Consider the following 19,479-nt stretch of genomic DNA (forward strand, 5'->3'; position numbering starts at 1 on the left):
GTCATGAAAACATACACCAAACAAAAATTAACTTTTGACCAATTTTTAGAACAGTGTTCAGAAGAAGGTTTATATGAACTTGTAGATGGAGAAATTGTAGAAGTGCGTGCAACCAGAAATCATGATGATGTCGCTGACTTTACGGCTGACTCTTTCAAAGATGAAATTAAACGTTTAAATCTTAATTACGTAGTAAAAAATACAGCAGTCTTTAAAACTATAACTGCCAATGGCATAGAGCAAGGGCGCAAGCCTGATGTAAGTGTCATAGATAAAGATAAATGGCGCTCAAATCGTTCTGCTTATGCTGCACTTGAAGAACCTATCCAATTAGCTGTGGAGGTGACATCAACTAATTGGGAAGATGACTACATTGATAAATTAGATGAGTATCAACGCTTAGGTATTACAGAATATTGGATTGTAGATTATTTGGCAATTGGGCTAAGAGAGTATTTGGGAAATCCAAAAGTTCCGGCTGTATTTGTTTTTCTCTTAGATGCTGAGGGAAAATACCAATGCACACATTTTAGAGGTTCAGAACGAATTGTGTCACGAACTTTTCCTGAACTGACGCTGACAGCAGAGGAAATATTAACAGCTTAATAGTTAATAAAAGCGATAGTTTGATTAAACTTAATCAAAATATATTAAATAAAATGGCTGATTTTTTCGCTACTTACGCTTCTTTGATTGTCTCTATGGTATTGGGAGCGCTATTAGGATTATCGCTTTACTTACCCTTAATGACAGGACAATTGTCTTTAGCTAGTCCAGGATTTTATGCTTTAGGTGGGTATATTGCAGCAATTTTATCCACCAAAGTTTTTACATCTAGCAGTAGTTTATTTTCAATTCCATTGTTATTATTGGAGATGTTAATTGCGGGTGTAATTTCTGGTTTTTTGGGTATCTTAGTGGGAATTCCAGCATTACGGTTGCGAGGAATTTATTTAGCGATCGCAACTATCGCTTTTGTGGAAGTTCTGCGCGTTATCTCTCTCAATTTAGACATTACAGGCGGTGCTGTTGGAATTTTTGGTATTCCTCAACCTTTCCAAACACAACTCGAATATTTATGGATTGCTCTGCCTTTACTATTAATTAGTATGGTGCTACTTTATCGTTTAGAACGCATCCGCGTCGGAAGGGCTTTTATCGCGATCCGTGAAGATGAATTAGCTGCGGGTGCAATGGGAATCGATCCGACTTATTACAAAGTTTTGGCATTTACATTGGGGGCTATGCTTGCAGGGGTTGTAGGTGCAATTAGCGCTCACTTCCTCAATACCTGGAATGCTCGTCAAGGTACTTTTGATGCCAGCATTATATATTTAACTTTTGTTTTAATTGGTGGTTCGAGAACTTTTTTAGGCCCGGTAATTGGAGGTATGGTATTTACAGCTTTACCAGAGATTCTGCGAAGCCTCGCTGATACTGGTGGTTTACCTAATTGGTTAGCACAGTTTTTGCGAGATGGTAGATTAATTATTTTTGGCTTACTTATAGTAATAGGTACAATCTTTTTCCCTCAAGGGCTAATTACTCCAGATGTTTTTCAAAGAAAAAAACGAACCGTCAAGCACGCAAAGGGCACAAAGGAATAAGAGTTTTAGAGAGTTATTGCGTAAGTTTTATAATTCATAATAATATGCGAAAATGTCACATAGTATTTCAGCAGCTAACAGCAATATTGTCTTAGAAGCAAAAGCATTAACTCGTCGCTTTGGTGGTTTGGTGGCGGTAAATAATGTATCTTTTAGTGTAAATAAACATGAAATTTTTGGGCTGATTGGCCCTAATGGTGCTGGCAAAACAACACTGTTTAATTTGATTACTGCCTTTATTCCACCTTCTGGCGGCCAATTAATTTATCAAGGTGCAGAAGTTTCTCAACTGCGTCCTCATCAAATTGCTGCTTTAGGTATCGCCCGTACTTTCCAAAATATCCGCTTGTTTGGGGAATTATCAGCGTTAGAAAATGTGATAATAGCGCGACATTTACACACTAAAAGTAATATGATTACAGGTGTTTTGGGATTACCACCAGCGCCTCGCGAAGAATTAAAAACTAAGCAAAAAGCTTTCGATTTATTAGATTTAGTAGGATTAAGCGATCGCGCTGACGAGAAAGCCAAAAACTTTGCTTACGGCGATCAGCGTCGCTTAGAAATTGCCCGTGCTTTAGCCTTAGAACCGCAAATTTTACTTCTCGACGAACCGGCGGCGGGGATGAACCCAAATGAAAAGCAGCAATTGAGTGAATTTATCCGTAGCCTGCGCGATCGCTTTAATTTGACGATCGTCCTTATAGAACACCATGTACCATTGGTTATGGGTTTGTGCGATCGCATTGCTGTATTAGATTTTGGTCAATTAATTGCCTTGGGTGAACCCGCAGTTGTCAGAAACGATCCGGCTGTGATTGAAGCTTATTTGGGAAATGAATGAATTTACGTAGACAAAATTACCATAAATTCGTCTAAAGAACTTACAGCGATCGCACTATCCATTAAATTTTCTAATTTTTCCACACTTTCACCCTCAAGCCTTGCTTCCACTTCATGAGGAATTTCACCAAAGCGTCGTCGCAATACTCGGATTAACTGCCGTTGTACACCCTGCTGAAGACCTAGCTGAATACCTCTTTGCTCAATTTCTTGATACCAAGGCGATTCTCGCAATACTGCCATATCCCACCTCATGATTTGTTGTACTAAAGGCGTGTCTAAGACAAAGCTAGCAAAAAATGCCAGCAATGATTCTAATTGGTTCAACTGTGCGTCTGCTCGTAGCGCCTGTAATGCGCGTTGCACAACTGATACCTCTCCCCCTCCTCGCAGGATTGGCACAAAGGGTAACAACGATGGTAGTGGTTGCTCAAAGACTATTTCAGCATCGATTTCCCACAAATTGATCGTGCGATAATCTTGGATAGCACGTAATCCTAAAAATTCCTGCTCGTAACTACTGACAATAGTTAAGCTGGATGAAGGCGGTAAAATGTTGATCAGTACTGGGTAAGTTGGCAATCGATAGCGTTCTTGTGCCAAGGCAGCATAAGCTCTCATCCGTAGAGGCATCTGTGTTGTGTAACGCAGTTGTAGTTCATTGAGTACAAGAAAATCTCCGTCAGTGGCACTGTATGCTTTCACTAACACATCTGTTTCGCGGCTAATCCAGTGAAACTCAGAGCCGAGAATTTCTCTCGCCACAACTTCAGAACGTTGTGTTACCCACTTTACCCATGCATCGGGAGCTAAATTAATTAGTCCTTTGCTACCAATATTTGCTACTTTTGCCACTGGACGCTTGATATATTTATCAGTAATTAATGGTACATCATAAAGATTACGGTATTATGGCGTTAGTTTGAAGTTGAAGCAATGTCTTGGCACTGTTTTAAGAAATGTATGATTGATGTATCTTAGATTTTGAATCAACATTTCTGGATGTAAACCGCCCATGAAAGCCGATAGTAAGCCAAACTATACAATTTTAGAAGTTCAAGAACTTGATGTAAATTATGGCGGTATCCAAGCTTTAAAAAAGATTAATTTAATTATTCAAAAAGGCGAGGTAGTTACTCTAATTGGTGCTAATGGTGCTGGAAAAACAACTACACTCCGTGCCATATCTAAAGTAGTTAATCCGAAGAGTGGCGTAATTATCTATAATGGACATAATATTACTCGTCGCCAAACTCACGAAGTTGTACAACTTGGTATTGCCCATTGTCCTGAAGGACGTAGAGTATTAGCGCGGCAAACTGTATTTGATAATTTACTTTTAGGTGCTTATATTCGCTCCAATCAAGCCGAGATCAAAGCAGATATTGGGCGCCAATTTGAGCTATTTCCCCGCTTGTCACAAAGACGCAATCAACTAGCAGGAACACTCAGTGGTGGCGAACAACAAATGTTAGCGATCGCTCGCGCTGTCATGAGTAAACCACAACTGTTGCTTTTAGACGAGCCTAGCTTAGGTTTAGCACCTGCGATCGTTCGGGAAATCTTTTCTATTATTGAAAATCTTCGGGCTACAGGCGTGACTATTTTGTTAGTTGAACAAAACGCAAATTTGGCGCTGCAAATAGCCGATCGCGGTTATGTTTTAGAAGCTGGTTCTATTACCTTAACAGGAGCAGCATCAGAATTGATTAGTGATGAGCGAGTTAAAAAAGCTTATTTAGGGTAAATATTATTCTAACTTCTGAATTCTTCTTCAATTCCCAACAACTCTATTGTTGTAACACCGAGAGAGTACCTTCTAGAATTACACTGAGCGGTGCAGTTAGTTCGCGAAGTAGACGTTCATCATTGGCATCAAAGGGGCTACCTCCTAATTTGTTAGTCAACACAACCACTGCAAATACTTGGTTTTTGCTATTGAACATGGGTAAGCAAAGGATATTACAAGTATGATATCCAGTTGCTCGATCGATTTCTCTATAGAACTGAGGATTTTGCTGAACATCAGTTATATTTACACTCTCACCAGTTGTGGCAACATAACCACTAATACTATCATTCATCGGCAGGAAAATTTCTACCGCTTCTTCATTTTCACTCCGAGAAACCTTAGACCAAAGCTGATTTTTTTCTCGATCGACCACAAAGATAGTTGCTCTATCCGCACCCATAATTTGGGCAATTTTCCAGGCTAAAGCCCTAATCACTTCCTCAATATTTGCTTTTAGCATTTGCTCGCTGAGAATATTCATTGCTTGCAAAACTTGTTCAAATTCTTCTTTGAGCTTCTGAAGCAAACTCAAAAACTGAGGGATTGTTAATTCTTCGAGCGTGCGGCTCAATTCCTCTTTTTTCGCTTTAACTAATGAGGTTGTGGTACTCTCAATGTCTAAAATTGCTTGCTCTGTAGGCGAGGCTAAACGACCATCTTCTAAATGAACAATGCGATCGGCAATATCTAAAATTCGGTTGTCATGTGTTACTAGCAAAATGGTACAATTTTGCTGCTTTGCCAGTTTTTGCATTAGTTTCACCACATCTCGACCACTGGCTTTGTCTAGCGCTGCTGTTGGTTCATCTGCCAAAATCAGTTGGGGTCGGTTTACCAAAGCCCGCGCGATCGCCACTCGTTGTTTTTGTCCGCCCGATAACTGGTGTGGATAAGAATGAATCCGCTTTTGCAGTCCCACTTGCTCTAATATTGCTTGCGATCGCTCTTGCGCTTCTTCCATTGCGATCGCATCATTCAACACCAAAGACATTTGCACGTTTTGGTTTGCGGTTAAGGAACCTAACAAATTATGAGCTTGGAAAATGAACCCTATCTGCTTGCGGACATTTTCCAGCAACCGATTGCTGGCTTTGCTTAACTCGTGTCCTAGTATCTGAAGGCTACCTTCTTGAACAGAACGCAATCCCCCAATTAAAGTCAGCAGTGTTGTCTTTCCAGACCCAGAGGGGCCGGACATAATCACAATTTCTCCAGGATAAATTTTCAGGGAAATATCAAATAATATTTGTTTGCGTAATTGACCCTTGCCATAATAATGGTTGAGTTTTTCAATGACAATAATTGGTTCGGTAGACATCAGTTTATATCAATATCTATTCAAAATATTTGTTAATAAATATCAGCAGGATCTATTTTTTTAAGTTTTCTGCTGGCAATCAGTCCGGAAATCACACACATTAAAATTGTTAAAAATAGCACGAGGCTGATAACGTTAAAATCCATTTCTAATTGCAGCCCTGTAGCCGTAGAAATTAATTTATAAAAAATAGAACTTAAGCAAAAGCCCGGAAAAAAACCAAAAAATGAAAGAATTATAGATTGGAGAAAAACAATACTGACAAGATAAAAATTAGAATGACCAATGGCTTTCAAAGTACCATATTGAGGTAGATTATCTGTAACATTACTATAGATAATGTTGTAAACTACGACAATACCAACCACAAAACCGATGATTGTTCCTAATCCAAAAATAGCCCCAATTCCAGATGATTGCATCCAATAATCTAGTTCTTTGGCAATAAAATGTTGTTTGGTGTAAACAACTATATCAGATGGTAAAGCTTGATTTAAAAACTTTTCTAGGCGATCGCTATTCGTTCCTGGAGTCACTTTGATTAGACCAATATCAACATCGTTGAGCGATGGACGAAGCTTGGAATCAATGCCAGAAGGTCTAGTTGCAAAGATTCTCAGAAAATTAAGATCGCTGACAATTAAATTACCATCAGTTACAAAGTCAGCACCCAGTTCAAACGTGCCAATTATTTTGATGTTGACACCAGAAAGCTCAGTCGTCACACCCGGTTGCATAGAACCATAATCTTTGCGAGACCTGCTATCGGTCAATACAGTGTTGGGCATTTTGAGAACGGATTCAGCGGCTTGAATCTCAGGCAAAAGAAAAACAGGATCGTCTAAGTTAAATCCCAGTACTCGGATAGACCTTTCCTCAGCAGTTCCAGAACGTCTCCAACTACCGAGAGTGATATAAAGAGGATAAGCGGCGGCAACGCCCTCAAATTGTCTAGCTTGATATAATCGAGTTCGATTAAAGGTTTCGTCAATAACGGTAACATAGCGTCGCTGACTGAGCATGATTAAATCAGCATTTAGTACCTGAATAAACGCAACGTTACTATTCAACATTGCATTCTGAAATCCGAGTTGGGAAAACATCAGAAAAACCGCAAAGGCGATCGCGGCTAATGCTGTGAAAAACTGCGATCGGCGCTGGAGCAGGTTGCGCCAAGCAAGGGAAAACTTAAAAAGGACAACTCGAACCTTTTTTCTAGAAAACATCAGCGGGATCTGCAACTAATACTTTGCGAGCAACAATAAGTCCAGATGCACTACATGTCAGAATCGTCAAGCCAAATACTAATAACATCCGGCTAACAGTCATGGCGACTGGTAGTCTTGTGGCAATAAAAATGGCATGGTACATGCCCAAAGCCAGAAGACAACCGGGAATAAACCCCAGCGCCGCCAGCACAACCGCTTCTTGGACAACGACTGTCAGCAAACGCAAATTAGTATATCCAATGGCTTTTAAAGTTGCGTATTCGTGCAAGCGTTCAGTGACATCAGAACTCAGGACTTGATAGACAATGACAGTCCCAACTAAAAAAGCCATGACAACGGCAACACCAATGATATAACCGAGCGAAGAAGATTTAACCCAAAATTCCTGCTCTCTGGCCATGGCTTCCTGGCGATCGAACACCTTAATCGTTGCCGGCATGATTTGGCGTAAGCGTTGTACGACTTCATCAACGTTTACACCAGGCTCAACTTTCAGCAGCCCCAGACTCACATCATTTAGCGATCGCCCCGGATTGAGACGAATAAAATTTCCATCGCTAACAATCACAGTGCCATCAGCACGGATAGTGTTATTTAAGCTAAACAACCCCACAATTTCAACTTGTCGCCTGCTCAGTTCAGTTTTCAGACCTACTTCTCTCGGGCCAAATTCGGAGCGTGAAAAGCGATTCATTAGCAAGGTATCTTGGCGTTGCAGGTCTTGTAAATACGGATAAACTTCTGGCACGCGCAACACAGGATCTCGATAATTAAACCCCAAAACCAAAAGCGCTCGTATTCGCGTCGTTTCTACATTGCGCCACGAGCCAAATGACAGGTATAGCGGTCTAGCAGCAGCAACGCCATTCATCCCTCCCGCCTGATACAAATAACGTCGGGGAAAGGGTGGAACATTGGTAGACTCTGGCGACTTGGATGAAATCAATACAATGTCAAAATCGAGGCTGTCATAGAGGAGCGTCGCTCCCTTCATCACTCCGCCAAAGAGTCCAAGTTGCATAAATATTAAGGAAACCGCAAAGCTGATGGCTGAAACTCCCACGCTTAAGCGAGCTTTACTCTGCATTAAGTTGCGCCATGCCAACGGGGGCCCTTTCCAGTGTTTGCGGTGCTGACGTTTAGTCACATTCTCTGACTCCTGATGATTTAGACATCTGCAAAAATTGTTAAAGTCTAAGTTCCGAATAGCACTAAGAAAAGCTGAAACCTGGTCAGGGCAGGGGTTAGGGTGTAGGGTGTAGGGTGTAGTTTCAAATGGCACGCTTGTTAACGGCAAACCCATTATATATAAGGCTTTTGGGTGTGGGGTGTGGCTGAGTGGGTGTAGTAAGTCAGAAATTTATTTGTATCCCCACTCATATTTACTTTTCTTGATTTTTCCCTACACCCAACACCCTACCTCCAACACCCTGCCCAGACGAGCTTTCAGCTTTTCTTCGTGCCATTCCCTATTCCCTATTCCCCATTCCCCATTCCCTATTCCCTATTCCCTGTTCCCTTTTGAAAAACCTTTAGCGAATTAATTTAAATCAATCTCGGTATCTACTTGCAGATTACTGAGATCGGAGACAAGTTTGCTTCGATCTAAGCGGATTTTCACTTCTACCACTCGGACATCTGATTTTGCTGTCGGATCGTCCCCAATAATGTCGTTTTTGAACACTAGTTGACCAATTTTGGCGACAGTGCCAGTCATTTTTTCTTCAAAAACCGGACTGGTAATCGTTGCTCGCTGTCCGACTTTAATCAACTTAACGTCTGTTTCAAAAACCTCTGCCACTACATACATATTACGTGTGTTGCCTAGAGCCAGAAGCCCGCGATCGGAAATCACTTCTCCAGCCTGGGTGTAAATCTTCAGGACTTGGCCGTTTTTGGGCGCACGGATAATAGTTTGCTCTAACTGTGCCTGGGCCAGTTTTAAATTTTGGATGGCTGAAGTCAACCCACTATGGCTAGCGACTCGCTTTAAATTCATTTCTGAGCGTTTGAGGTTCTCTTGAGCTACTTTGATATCTTCTGTGCGGGTCGCGGTTAATTGATCTAACTTGGCTCTGGCTTGACTTAAATTCTCTTGAGTTTGTACAACCAGTAACTTCCTAATCTCATAATCTTCTTTAGGAACTGCACCTTCAGCATAAAGTTTTGCATAGCGATCGCGTATGATAATTGCTTGATCCAACTCTGCTTGCGATCGGCGAACAGCAGCCTCTTGAGAGCTAATTTCTTGCAAACGAGGAGTAGAAATCTGACTAATCTGTGCTTGTGCCTGACCAATCTCAATTTTATTGAGGGAGCTATCTGTTTGTATCTGTTTTTGCACCTCCTCTAACTGGCTAGCAACCAAATTTCGTTTAGCCAGCATTTCTTGGTGACTTTTGAGATCAGCCAAAACTTGTCCGGCTTTAACCCAATCACCCTCAGAAACTTTTAATTTATCAATCTGCGCCCCCACTGGAACTGCAACTTTGGTAATCTCCCCTTCTGGTTCCAACCGCCCCAATGCCAGGACTTTTGTTTTTTTAGGCGGCAACGATAACGAAGATGACGAGGCGTTGTTGGCGGGTGACGGGCTAGATACTTTAAACAGGAAAACGTATCCAGCCCCGATACTTAAGGCAAGTAGACCAGCAAAGATACTAAGATTGCGAGCAGTAACAGTAGGGGTCATAAGTAGCAAAAGTTACCAGTTCTTATTCGTTCTTCAAGTTCAGCCCCGATCGCTGAATTTCGCTTTTAAGTTCGTCTAGAGATTGCTTGAGATTCCGAATTTCTTCAGATGTCTGTTCTTGAACTCCCCGTATTTGTTCTTCGGTGGTCATCACAATCCCAGCTTCTTGTTCCTGGAGCATTTCTTGTAAAAAGATGCTGAGAATTCCTCTAATGGGTTGCCACAACTGATGCCACCGTTTTTTGTCTTCTTGCAGCAGTTGAATGTAGGTATCGAAACTGTGAGGGAAAGGAACACCTCCCATAAATTCTGCCGCTCCCCCAAAATTCAGAGAGACACCGTGATTTCCCAGTCCGATTACGTGATGAACTTCTCCCACATGTTCGTAATTGCCTAAGTAAAGTTCCCCCAATCTCAAGCCATTGCCAGCAACCATACTTAAAGGGAAAGGAAGGCTAAAGGGTACTAGAGTAAACGGATCGAGTTGATTTTCGACGCGGTAACTAAATCCTTCTCCTAATTGTTCGTTGTAGTAATTGGCAAAATGCCGATTGCCAACTTTCACAGATCCAAAGGTGTATACTTTGACTCGTAAAGCTAACTCTCCTAAAGAACTAAAGCGGCGTTTTAAGAACAGAGCGCCGAGTTGAGCTAAACCACCGCCCAAACTATGACCGCCCACGAAAACCTCAAGGCGGCTGGTATTTTTAGGTATCTTAGATATAGAATTTAAGCTAGCGTCAGCCCTGCGACTATTCGATAACTGACTCATTTCTCTAGAGATATCTTCAAAGTTCAACAGTTCATCGCGGGCAAAACTCCAGGCTCGATTCAGGTTGCCGATCGCATCATAAGAGAAGACTTCCGAAATTAGTTTTTTTAATCGGCGCTCAAAGGCCAGTCCGAATCGGATTCCTCCAGCCGCAGCAATGGCATGGGCAATAGCAATTTGTTTGCCAGAATTCAAGGTTTGAAATGTCTCAAAATCTTGAGCATTAATTTGACCTAAGAGAACCTGGAAAAAAACAGCAAGTTCGTCTTTGACCGCTTCAAATCCTTCAAAAAATCCCCGTGCAACTTTGACTCGCGTATCTGGTAGAGAACCATAGTTAATTAATGACCAATTGAGATCGGTCAAAATATCCGTTAATTCAATTTGACCGCGATCGGTAACAATCGAGCCTCGAAAAATCACCGCAAATTGATTACTTTCTTCTCGTTTAAAAATGAAACCTCGGATATTATTTTCATTATTTTGCAAGCTATGAACTAATTTCCAGCCCTCATTCTTATACAGAGAGTTATAGATATCTTGGACTTCGGCATCTTCAACAGAGCCTCCTCCGACTTGAAATATTTCATAACTTCGTTTGGAGAACTTAGCCATTAAAATCGCTTCATCAAAGCTAAAACCACTGCGAAGCTTTAAAGGTATACTCATAAGAAGTAGGTTGCTGTGAATATTGATTAGTGGAATCGGGCAGAATATAAAAGGGTTTCAGCCTATTTTATTTTTCTTTACATAGTTTGGTTTTTTGAAGCCGTTCTACTTATTGCTTGATTTTTATCCTCTGAATATAGATGGAGACTTGATAGGATAATATCAGTTAGTGCTGTTTTATAACTATCAGTAATCAAAGCGAACATTTTGGTTATTATTTATTTTTATAAATCTCCTGATAGTATTATCAAGCTAATACAAGCCTCTTAGAAAAGGGAAAATCTACAACACCTCCATCTTTTGAATCTGCGCGCGATCGAGACAAGCTTTTAGCTTTTCGGCAAGTACCTCTACATGGGGCGGGAGAACTAAATTCAGATGGTTTCCCGGAATTTGGTGAATCTCAATTCCTCCCATTGCTAGATCGCCCCAGCCAAGGGTTGCATCTTGGGGATTTTTTCCAGTTTGTTTGCTCGTCCGAAATAGGGTAACTTTACCTGGATAAGGCTGCGGCTTGTATTTGAGGAGGGCTGAGTTGTTAGCTTGTATGACTTGAAATAGCCGTCGCGCAGCTGGTTGGAAAAGCTTACTCAGCCTGGACTGGTGGGCGACAACCTTAGCTATACTTCCTGGCTCAACCAAAAAATCCAATGGCTTCGAGGTCTTAGTTGCAATCTGTTGGGTGAGTTGTCGTTCTTCGACAGCAGTCAGAAAATGGTCTACTGTTTCATCCAGATAAGGGCCAAGATTGCGAAGCACGGAATTCAGGAGAAATTTAGCCATCTGGAAGAAATTCTGAGTGCGATTGTCGCAAAAGGCGGGAGTATCAATCAGTGCAAGTAAAGCAATGGTCTGCCCTGCTTGCTGTAGCTGTTGGGCCATTTCAAATGCCACCAGCGCGCCAAAAGACCAACCTCCTAGACAATAGGGGCCTTCTGACTGCACCTGTTGGATACCGTGGATGTACTCAGCAGCAATGTCTTCTATACAATCTTTTGATTTGCTTTCGCCAGTAATCCCCGCAGATTGTAGCCCATAGAAAGGTTGTTCTTGACCCAATAACTCTGCCAGGTCGGAATAAACGGAAGCGACACCCATCACCGGATGAATGCAGAAAAAGGGTAGCTTTTCGCCTTGCTGCTGAGAATTTACTCCAGTCAATTGTCTGAGAATTTGAGCAGCGAGATTTGCAATGGTCACACCTTCTAGAAACTTGACCACAGGAACATTGACTTCTAGATCGACTTCGATTTGATGTTTAATCTCGATCGCAGTCAAGGAATCGAGGCCTAGCTGATGCAAGGGTTGTTGGGGATGGAGTTTCGCTAAATCAACTTTCAGTCCCCTGGCTAGTTTTGCTTGAATGTAAGACTCTAAGTGCTGTTGTCTTTGTGTGGGAGCGATCGCTAACAGTTCTGCTGCTGTGAGTTTATATTCGCTATTTTTGCCATCCCATTGGGGCAAGATGTCAGCAGCAATCATGTCCAAACTACCTGTTTGAAATCCATTGCGGCAAGCAGTACGGGAAATCTTACCACTCGATGTTTTGGGAATGCTGGCAGTCTTGAGCAGCAACACTGCATAAACTGATAACTCATGAACCTGTGACACCGCTTGCCGAATTGCCGCGATCGCTTCCTCCGCATTCAGCTTTCTTAAGTAGGTGCGCTCGATTTCTTGAGCAACGACGATTCTTTCTTCTCCTTCTACCTCAATGGCAAACACTGCTCCACAACCATGTCGGAGAGCAGAATGGCTTTCCTGCACCGTCAGTTCAATGTCTTGAGGATAGTAATTGCGACCTCGAATCACAATTAAATCCTTGAGTCGCCCGGTAACAAATAATTCACCATTATGCATAAATCCCAGGTCGCCCGTTCGCAGAAACGAACCCTCATCTGTATCGTTTAAACAGGCATAGAATGTTTCTTGCGTCTCCTGGGGTTTCTGCCAGTATCCTTGAGCAATACTCGCTCCTGTAACCCAAATTTCTCCAACTGTACCATCTGGACATCTCTGGAAAGATTGCGGATTGGCGATCGCAATTGTTTGACCTAACCCCGTCTTACCTTGCCCAACAATCTTGATACTATGCTGCTGTTGCTCTGCACACAGCACAACTTGGTTTTGTTCGAGAGCAGCACTTTCTACATTACACACCGTTGGGTAGCACTCTTTTACCCCCCCGGAAATCAACAATGTGCCTTCAGCCATCCCATAGCAAGGATAAAAAGCTTCAGGGCGAAAGCCGTAAGGCTCAAACTTGGTAGCAAATCGCTCTAGGGTCTGGGCACGAACTGGTTCGGCACCATTGAAAGCAACTTTCCAACTGCTCAGGTCAAGACCCACTAATTGTTCTGGCTGAATCTTCTGCACGCACAAATCATAGGCGAAATTCGGCCCGCCGCTAATCGTCGCTTGATAGCGGGAAATTGCTTCTAACCAACGGTATGGCTTCTGCAAAAACGCAACAGGCGACATCAAAATTATTGAGGAGCCGACGTAAAGGGGTTGGAGGATGCCGCCGATTAAGCCCATATCATGATAAGGGGGCAGCCAGGATACGCCTAATTCGTTAGGAGTGGTTTGGAAAAACTGGTGAATCAGTTCTAAATTGTGCAGTAAGTTGCCATGACTGACCATAACCCCCTTGGGCATCCCGGTTGAGCCAGAGGTGTATTGCAGAAATGCGATCGCGTTTGCATCGAGTACGGGTTCGCGCCATAACTCTGCTTGCTGATTAGTGATGGTGTCGGTAGTTAAAATCTGTTTTGTGGTCAGGTCTGGATGGTGGTTAAATTGAGTAGCGATGGTTGTGAGCAGGGAGCTTGTAGTCAGGGCAACCCTAGCTTGGGCATCTGCCATAATTGCCATCAGCCTGGAGATGGACTGATTTTGTCGAGGCGGATAAGCAGGAACGGCGATCGTACCAGCATATAAGCAGCCAAAGAAGGCGGTAATGAAATCGAGACCAGGCGGGTAGAGAAGCAGAACACGCTCGTGCTTGGCACTGACAGTTTGCAGTTGCGCCGCGATCGCTCGTGCCGATAGATCCAGCTCTCGATATGTGAGACTAATTACTTCCTTTTCTCCATCCAGCAAAAAACTATAGGCGAGGCGATCGGGCTGTTGTTCGGCGCGATAACGCGTCAGTTCTACTAAATTTTTGACTGACAAACTAGATGTTAACAATTCATTGAATACCATATTTAGCCCTCTCCAAAACCCGATCTGCTTTTGCTTGTACTCGTCTCAATACCAAACTGAGGCTAAAGTGTTAACTCCTCTATTTCTTCAACAAAATTAGCAATCTGAATAGTTGGTATCAAATTTTTCAAAATTAATTGTTCGTGGCAAGCTTGAGCTAATTCCGCAATGCTAGGACTAGCAATAAACTGTTCGATTGGCAGTTCAATCTTTAAATTGGTGACAATGTGATTTCTCAGACTCACAGCCATCAGAGAATCGATGCCCATACTATTAAGTGGCTTTTGGACATCAACTTGAACAGGCTCACACTCTAAGGCTTGAACAATTTGTGCTTGAATGTAAGTGCTTAATAAATCGGTGCGTTGGCTATTTATCGCTACTGACCATTGCTTTATAATATCAATCTGTTCGGCAATCTTAGAATCAACCACACTAGAGGCTTGGGCTGTATTAGATTCTCCTAATCTATCTTGCCGTGAGGCTTCTGATTCGTGCCAGTAACGCTGTCGTTGCCACGGATAGAATGGCAAACGCACAAAAGAACTACCATGAGGATAAAGAGCATTCCAATCAATGGAATCTTCTAGGGTATAGCGCTCTGCTAAGGAATTCAATATCTGAGCGCGTTCAGTAGCAAAATTTAGAATTTTGAATTGAGGACTTCTCCCCTGCCCCTCTGCTCCCCTGCCCCTCTGCTCCCCCTGTTGCTCTACATAGCCGGAAAACATCGAGGGGCGGCTTTCTTGTGCGAGAAAAGCCATTAAATGCTCGACGAGTTGTTTCTTAGAATCAACCACCATTGCTAAACGGTAGGAATGATGGCTGCGGCGCAGACTAGTTGTATAGCAAATGTCTGCCAATGAAATTGTCGGGTTATCCTGGGCAGTAAAAAACTCAATATAAGCTTTAGCAAAGGCTTTCAAAGCCTCTGGACTACGAGCTGACATTAAAAACAGTTGTGGTTGGTTAGCGATCGCCGCGTCAATTGGCAAGGATCTTGGCTTACCAATCTCTACACCTTGCAGAATCACATGAACATTCATGCCTCCCAGACCAAAACCATTCACACTGACGATTGGTGGTTGATTATCCTTATTTATTAATGGTTCCAGAGATTGTGCCACGCGCAACCGCAGTTCTTGCCAAGGAATTTTGGGATTGGGGGTTTGAAAATGCAGATTGGCTGGAATCTGACGATGGCTAACTGCTAGCGCTGCTTTAATCAGTCCGCCAATGCCGGCAGCCGCTTCCATGTGTCCAATATTTGTTTTCACAGATCCGATGGCGCATTCATTGCCCAAAGCGCGATCGCTGCCGATGACAGCCCCGATCGCTTTGGCTTCAATCTCATCCCCCATCGACGAACTGGAGCCTTGAGTTTCTACATACTGCACCTGCTGAGGGAGAATTCCTGCCCGCTGATAGGCTTTTTGCATGACTGCCTGCTGCGCCAAAGCTTCGGGGGCTGTAAAACTGCTGCCGCGACCATTCTGGCTGACAGCACTGCTGCGGATCGTTGCATAAATAGCATCACCGTCAGCTAGGGCATGAGATAGCGGCTTCAGAACAACAACCCCCACCCCTTCAGCCCGGACAAAACCATCTGCTGCGGCATCAAAACTTTTGCAACGACCATCAGCAGACAGTAAAAATGCCTTACTCATGGCGATGCTGACTTCTGGTTTGAAGATGACATTGACCCCACCTGCTAGGGCAAGGCTACATTCCCCATTCCAGAGACTAGAGCAAGCAAAGTGAACGGCGACTAATGATGAGGCACAGCCAGCGTCAATCGGTAGACTGGGGCCTGTGAAGTCAAAGCAGTAAGAAATGCGATTTGGTACCAAGTTGAGGTTTGAGCTAACTATGGTATGGGCATTAATCGCATCGCGATCGCGCTCCCCCAATTGAATGTAATTGTAATCCCGGTTAAGTACCCCAATAAAAACCCCGGTATCGCTGCCAGCTAGATGTTCTGGCACAAGTCCTGCATCCTCTAGCGCCTCCCACGTTGTTTCTAACAAGAGTCGTTGTTGGGGGTCAATCCGAGCCGCTTCCGCACCAGAAATCCCAAAGAATTTAGCATCGAACTGGTCTATCTGGTCGAGAAACCCACCCCAGCGGCTATACATTTTACCTGGTTCTACCGGATCGGGATGATAAAATTTGTTAACGTTCCAGCGATCGCCAGGTATTTCTGTAATTGCATCCCTGCCATTTTGCAACAGGTTCCAGAAGCTAGCTGGGCTTTGGACACCTCCAGGAAAGCGACAACCAATACCAACGATCGCGATCGGTTCTTGATTCATATCCCACTCACTCGCCGATGAATTTCAGGCAAAAGCTGAACGCCAGATTCAAAATCAATCGCTCTAGCACCCAAGTAAAACACGTACATTGTCGTCAGCCAGTTGGTAAATTCTTGCTTAGAACCTAAGTGTCGCTCCATATTCAGCATAATCCAGCCCATTTGCGACCAGGTTTGGTAACAGGTTGAGCAATCGGGATGTTCGCTGGTGCAGCATGTCCTGGTTGATTTGCCATCAGGATTGTAAGCGCGAAAGTGAAGATTATAGGGTTTACCATTTTGGAATCGGGCTGCATTCTCTAGGCGATTTTCACTAATGCAAGGACAGACATCATAGCCCCAGGTTTCATCGTACATTTGCCCTGTAGTAAATACTTGATTCATGTACGAGGTCATCAAGATGCGATCGGGATAGCGGGCAATCATCCGGTCGATTTCATGACGCACATCTGCAAACCCTTGTTGATTATCATAAACACCTCCTAACCCTGCCTTATCCCCGTAAAAGTTAAACATTACGCAATTACCGTTTTCGACACATTTTTCAACAACCCGTTCAATTTCATGGGCGTTACCAGCGGTCGTTGTGTAGTACCAAAAGGCTCGACGATCGTCTTTGTAATTTTTGAGAGCCTTGCTGAAAACATCTAACTTGCCTTTTCCCCGCAGCTTTTTATCGGTTTCGCTATCTCCCCAAAGCGAAACACTAATAGCTGTATTTTCAAATCCCTCATAAGGAATTTTGATCATCCCGTTTGTGACAACAATCATCCAAAAATTTTGCGCCAGCTTTCGCAATCGATCCAGCATTAAGGTAGGCTCACCCCCAACTGCCGTAATGTAGTTAGTGCCTCTAGCTTTTTCTTGTGCAATTAAAGCCTCAAACTCAGCATCGTCTTTGGGTGCTGCATTTTGATCTAAGTCATCGGTGAAAAAACAACAACCCTCACACCGCAGATTACATAGATGAGTTAAGTCTACAGAGATTCCTTTAATAGCGCCCGCTTTTCTAATCTGTGCGAACAGGTTATACAGAAAAGGGTCTTCTAAATACTCCATTAAAGGATCTTGTACCTCGGTTTCTATTACTTGAGTAGCCATAGCAATTTATTTCCTTTGCGAAAAACCGAGCAATATAGAAACGAATAGATCCTGAATTACTAGCAATTTACTTTCCTCTGTGCTGAGTCTTGAGTAAGGAAAATTACTCAATATTGATGTACACAGGTATTAGCTTTGATTCTTCCGGGCAGTTTTTTACTCAGCACAGGCTAAACCTTAGCTATCCGCTAACAAAACTCAGCACTCTTGATTCGTTGATGAATTTCAGGTAAAAGTTGCACGCCAGATTCAAAGTCAACCATGCGACACATCAGGTAAAACAGGTATGTCGTAGTCAGCCAGTTAGTAAATTCTTGTTTGGAACCGAGGTGTCGTTCTAGATTGATCATGATCCAACCAACCTGCGCCCAAGTTTGGTAACAAGTTGAGCAATCTTGATTATCACCTGTGCAACAACGCCGAGTTGATTTCAGATCGGGATTGTAAGCGCGATAATGGGGATTATAACGTTTACCATTTTTAATCCGGTTTTGATTAATTTCATGATCTACAGTGAGACTGGTGCAAACTTCATAACCCCAAGTTTCATCGTAAAGTTGCTGTGTGGTAAACACGCTGCTCATGTACGAAGTCATTAAAATTTTGTCAGGGTAGCGGGCGATCGCTTTATCAATCTCACGCCGCACATCTGCAAATCCCAGATTATGATCGTAAACTCCTCCTAAGTCAATGCGATCGCTGTAAAAGTTAAACAAGACGCGATTACCGTTAGCTACGCACTGCTCGACAACGCTAGCGATTTCATGGGCGTTACCTGGTGTAGTAGTGTAATGCCAAATAGCACGCGGATCGTCTTTGTAATTTTTTAAAGCTTTGCTGAAAACATCAAGTTTACCACCTCCTCGGAGTGTCTTGTCAGTTTCACGATCGCCCCAAAGAGAGATAGCGATCGGCATTGTTTCAAATCCCTCATAAGGGATTTTGATCAGGGCATTGGTAACAACCATTAACCGAAAATTTTGGTAAAGCTTCTGCAATCGCTCTAGCATCAGGCTGGGTTCTCCCCCAACCACTGTAATAAAATTTGTTCCTCTGCTCTTTTCGTGAGCAATAAATGTATCAAATTCGGCTTCATCTTTGGGTGCTTTGAACTGATCCAATTCATCTAAAAAGAAATAGCATCCCTGACACCGAAGATTGCACGCATGGGTTAAATCAACTGATATCCCTCTAATTTGTTCAGCTTTTCTGATTTGTTTAAAAAGGTGATTTAAAAACGGATCTTCCAAGTATTCCATTAATGAATCTTGGACATCGGACTCGACAGTTTGAGTAACCATTTTCACCTGCTTTTGGAAAAAGAACGGGGACTGCAATACCGTTTGGTTAACGTGAGTTCGACAGACTTCTTTCTCCCAGCCGCTCTCACCTTTTAGGAGAGGGAAGAGTAACGAGAAAAGAAAATTTTTTGCTTTCCTCTCCTGGTAGGAAAGGGGCTGGGGGAGAAGTCAAAATAGCACTTGTCGAACTCACTGGTTAAGGTTTTTTGATGAAAGTTATAGATTACAAAGACGCGATTTATCGCCGTCTATACGAAGGAGCGATCGTTGTTGTAGAGACAGCGATTTATCGCTTCTTGTACCTTAAAACAATATTGACTGGGGAATTTTTATTGCGTAACTTTAACTTCTTGAGAAGCTTCGTCTTTAAACTTGGCGAACAGTTCCACCAAGTCATTGATTGTCTTAAAGCTAGAAACTTCTGTTCTGGGAATTTTTATTTTGAGTTCTCGCATACAAGCAGAAACAATTTCTACGCCGTCAAGACTACTAGCTCCATATTCTCCAATTGTTTTATGTGGATCTATTTCAACATTTTCCAGTCCATCTATGTTGAGCTTGATATGTTTAATTACGACATTTAATACTTGCTCTCGATCCATGATGTCTTGTCTCCTATATTGAAAATCAAAAAACA

General features: G+C 42.8%; 15 protein-coding genes. 4 read left to right on the forward strand and 11 right to left on the reverse strand.

Annotated elements, in window-relative coordinates:
• Positions 1-3 precede the first annotated feature (3 nt).
• The 3 genes from RMY64_RS04370 to RMY64_RS04380 are packed head-to-tail and all read left to right on the forward strand — an operon-like array spanning position 4 to position 2,451.
• Positions 4-606 (forward strand): Uma2 family endonuclease, encoded by a 603-nt coding sequence (locus RMY64_RS04370; RefSeq protein ID WP_322699399.1) that lies wholly within the window; start codon positions 4-6, stop codon positions 604-606.
• 53 nt (positions 607-659) lie between these two features.
• The gene (locus tag RMY64_RS04375; RefSeq protein ID WP_322699400.1) at positions 660-1,607 is read left to right on the forward strand and encodes a branched-chain amino acid ABC transporter permease; all 948 of its coding nucleotides are present in this window, start codon (positions 660-662) and stop codon (positions 1,605-1,607) included.
• A 52-nt stretch (positions 1,608-1,659) separates the two neighbouring features.
• Positions 1,660-2,451, forward strand: coding sequence for an ABC transporter ATP-binding protein (locus RMY64_RS04380; protein WP_322699401.1), 792 nt, complete (start codon positions 1,660-1,662; stop codon positions 2,449-2,451).
• Between the two features lie 2 nt (positions 2,452-2,453).
• Here the strand turns inward: RMY64_RS04380 and RMY64_RS04385 are convergent, their stop codons facing one another.
• A complete protein-coding gene (locus RMY64_RS04385; RefSeq protein WP_322699402.1) occupies positions 2,454-3,305 on the reverse strand; it encodes an Rpn family recombination-promoting nuclease/putative transposase in 852 nt (283 codons plus the stop codon).
• Between the two features lie 160 nt (positions 3,306-3,465).
• On the opposite strand from RMY64_RS04385, the gene RMY64_RS04390 reads away from it, so the two are divergent.
• Complete coding sequence (locus RMY64_RS04390) at positions 3,466-4,197, forward strand: ABC transporter ATP-binding protein (RefSeq protein ID WP_322672822.1); 732 nt, start codon at positions 3,466-3,468, stop codon at positions 4,195-4,197.
• A 43-nt stretch (positions 4,198-4,240) separates the two neighbouring features.
• Here RMY64_RS04390 and RMY64_RS04395 read toward each other — a convergent pair whose 3' ends face one another.
• From RMY64_RS04395 to RMY64_RS04440, 10 genes are all read right to left on the reverse strand, one after another.
• On the reverse strand, positions 4,241-5,560 hold the full coding sequence (locus RMY64_RS04395) for an ATP-binding cassette domain-containing protein (protein WP_322686946.1): 1,320 nt from the start codon (positions 5,558-5,560) through the stop codon (positions 4,241-4,243).
• A 32-nt stretch (positions 5,561-5,592) separates the two neighbouring features.
• Entirely contained in the window at positions 5,593-6,786 is a 1,194-nt protein-coding gene (devC, locus tag RMY64_RS04400) for an ABC transporter permease DevC (protein WP_322686945.1), read from the reverse strand.
• Positions 6,776-7,936, reverse strand: coding sequence for an ABC transporter permease DevC (gene devC / locus RMY64_RS04405; protein ID WP_322672819.1), 1,161 nt, complete (start codon positions 7,934-7,936; stop codon positions 6,776-6,778). Before devC (RMY64_RS04405) ends, devC (RMY64_RS04400) begins: the two co-directional genes overlap by 11 nt.
• A gap of 393 nt (positions 7,937-8,329) precedes the next feature.
• Complete coding sequence (locus RMY64_RS04410; RefSeq protein WP_322686943.1) at positions 8,330-9,481, reverse strand: efflux RND transporter periplasmic adaptor subunit; 1,152 nt, start codon at positions 9,479-9,481, stop codon at positions 8,330-8,332.
• Between the two features lie 22 nt (positions 9,482-9,503).
• The gene (locus tag RMY64_RS04415; protein ID WP_322672817.1) at positions 9,504-10,922 is read right to left on the reverse strand and encodes a lipase family protein; all 1,419 of its coding nucleotides are present in this window, start codon (positions 10,920-10,922) and stop codon (positions 9,504-9,506) included.
• Positions 10,923-11,204: 282 nt separating this feature from the next.
• Positions 11,205-14,129, reverse strand: a complete 2,925-nt coding sequence (locus tag RMY64_RS04420) for an AMP-binding protein (protein WP_322699403.1) — start codon at positions 14,127-14,129, stop codon at positions 11,205-11,207.
• A gap of 62 nt (positions 14,130-14,191) precedes the next feature.
• A complete protein-coding gene (locus RMY64_RS04425; RefSeq protein ID WP_322699404.1) occupies positions 14,192-16,441 on the reverse strand; it encodes a type I polyketide synthase in 2,250 nt (749 codons plus the stop codon).
• Positions 16,438-17,541: a hypothetical protein gene (locus RMY64_RS04430; RefSeq protein WP_322699405.1), complete on the reverse strand. Its 1,104-nt coding sequence runs from the start codon at positions 17,539-17,541 to the stop codon at positions 16,438-16,440. The genes RMY64_RS04425 and RMY64_RS04430 overlap by 4 nt, the downstream gene beginning before the upstream one ends.
• A 188-nt stretch (positions 17,542-17,729) precedes the next feature.
• Positions 17,730-18,842: a radical SAM protein gene (locus RMY64_RS04435; RefSeq protein WP_322672813.1), complete on the reverse strand. Its 1,113-nt coding sequence runs from the start codon at positions 18,840-18,842 to the stop codon at positions 17,730-17,732.
• 329 nt (positions 18,843-19,171) lie between these two features.
• Complete coding sequence (locus tag RMY64_RS04440) at positions 19,172-19,444, reverse strand: phosphopantetheine-binding protein (RefSeq protein ID WP_322672812.1); 273 nt, start codon at positions 19,442-19,444, stop codon at positions 19,172-19,174.
• Between the last annotated feature and the right edge of the window lie 35 nt (positions 19,445-19,479).

The organism is Nostoc sp. DedQUE08 (genome assembly GCF_034530895.1).
Taxonomy (GTDB): Bacteria; Cyanobacteriota; Cyanobacteriia; order Cyanobacteriales; family Nostocaceae; genus Nostoc.

What these genes read in the sequence shown, in the direction of transcription:
- RMY64_RS04415 (WP_322672817.1), bottom strand. Translation starts at nt 10,922, where the DNA reads ATGAGTATACCTTTAAAGCTTCGCAGTGGTTTTAGCTTTGATGAAGCG.
- RMY64_RS04375 (WP_322699400.1), top strand. Translation starts at nt 660, where the DNA reads ATGGCTGATTTTTTCGCTACTTACGCTTCTTTGATTGTCTCTATGGTA.
- RMY64_RS04380 (WP_322699401.1), top strand. Translation starts at nt 1,660, where the DNA reads ATGTCACATAGTATTTCAGCAGCTAACAGCAATATTGTCTTAGAAGCA.
- RMY64_RS04425 (WP_322699404.1), bottom strand. Translation starts at nt 16,441, where the DNA reads ATGAATCAAGAACCGATCGCGATCGTTGGTATTGGTTGTCGCTTTCCT.
- RMY64_RS04410 (WP_322686943.1), bottom strand. Translation starts at nt 9,481, where the DNA reads ATGACCCCTACTGTTACTGCTCGCAATCTTAGTATCTTTGCTGGTCTA.
- devC (WP_322686945.1), bottom strand. Translation starts at nt 6,786, where the DNA reads ATGTTTTCTAGAAAAAAGGTTCGAGTTGTCCTTTTTAAGTTTTCCCTT.
- RMY64_RS04420 (WP_322699403.1), bottom strand. Translation starts at nt 14,129, where the DNA reads ATGGTATTCAATGAATTGTTAACATCTAGTTTGTCAGTCAAAAATTTA.
- RMY64_RS04395 (WP_322686946.1), bottom strand. Translation starts at nt 5,560, where the DNA reads ATGTCTACCGAACCAATTATTGTCATTGAAAAACTCAACCATTATTAT.
- RMY64_RS04435 (WP_322672813.1), bottom strand. Translation starts at nt 18,842, where the DNA reads ATGGTTACTCAAACTGTCGAGTCCGATGTCCAAGATTCATTAATGGAA.
- RMY64_RS04390 (WP_322672822.1), top strand. Translation starts at nt 3,466, where the DNA reads ATGAAAGCCGATAGTAAGCCAAACTATACAATTTTAGAAGTTCAAGAA.
- RMY64_RS04430 (WP_322699405.1), bottom strand. Translation starts at nt 17,541, where the DNA reads ATGGCTACTCAAGTAATAGAAACCGAGGTACAAGATCCTTTAATGGAG.
- RMY64_RS04440 (WP_322672812.1), bottom strand. Translation starts at nt 19,444, where the DNA reads ATGGATCGAGAGCAAGTATTAAATGTCGTAATTAAACATATCAAGCTC.
- RMY64_RS04370 (WP_322699399.1), top strand. Translation starts at nt 4, where the DNA reads ATGAAAACATACACCAAACAAAAATTAACTTTTGACCAATTTTTAGAA.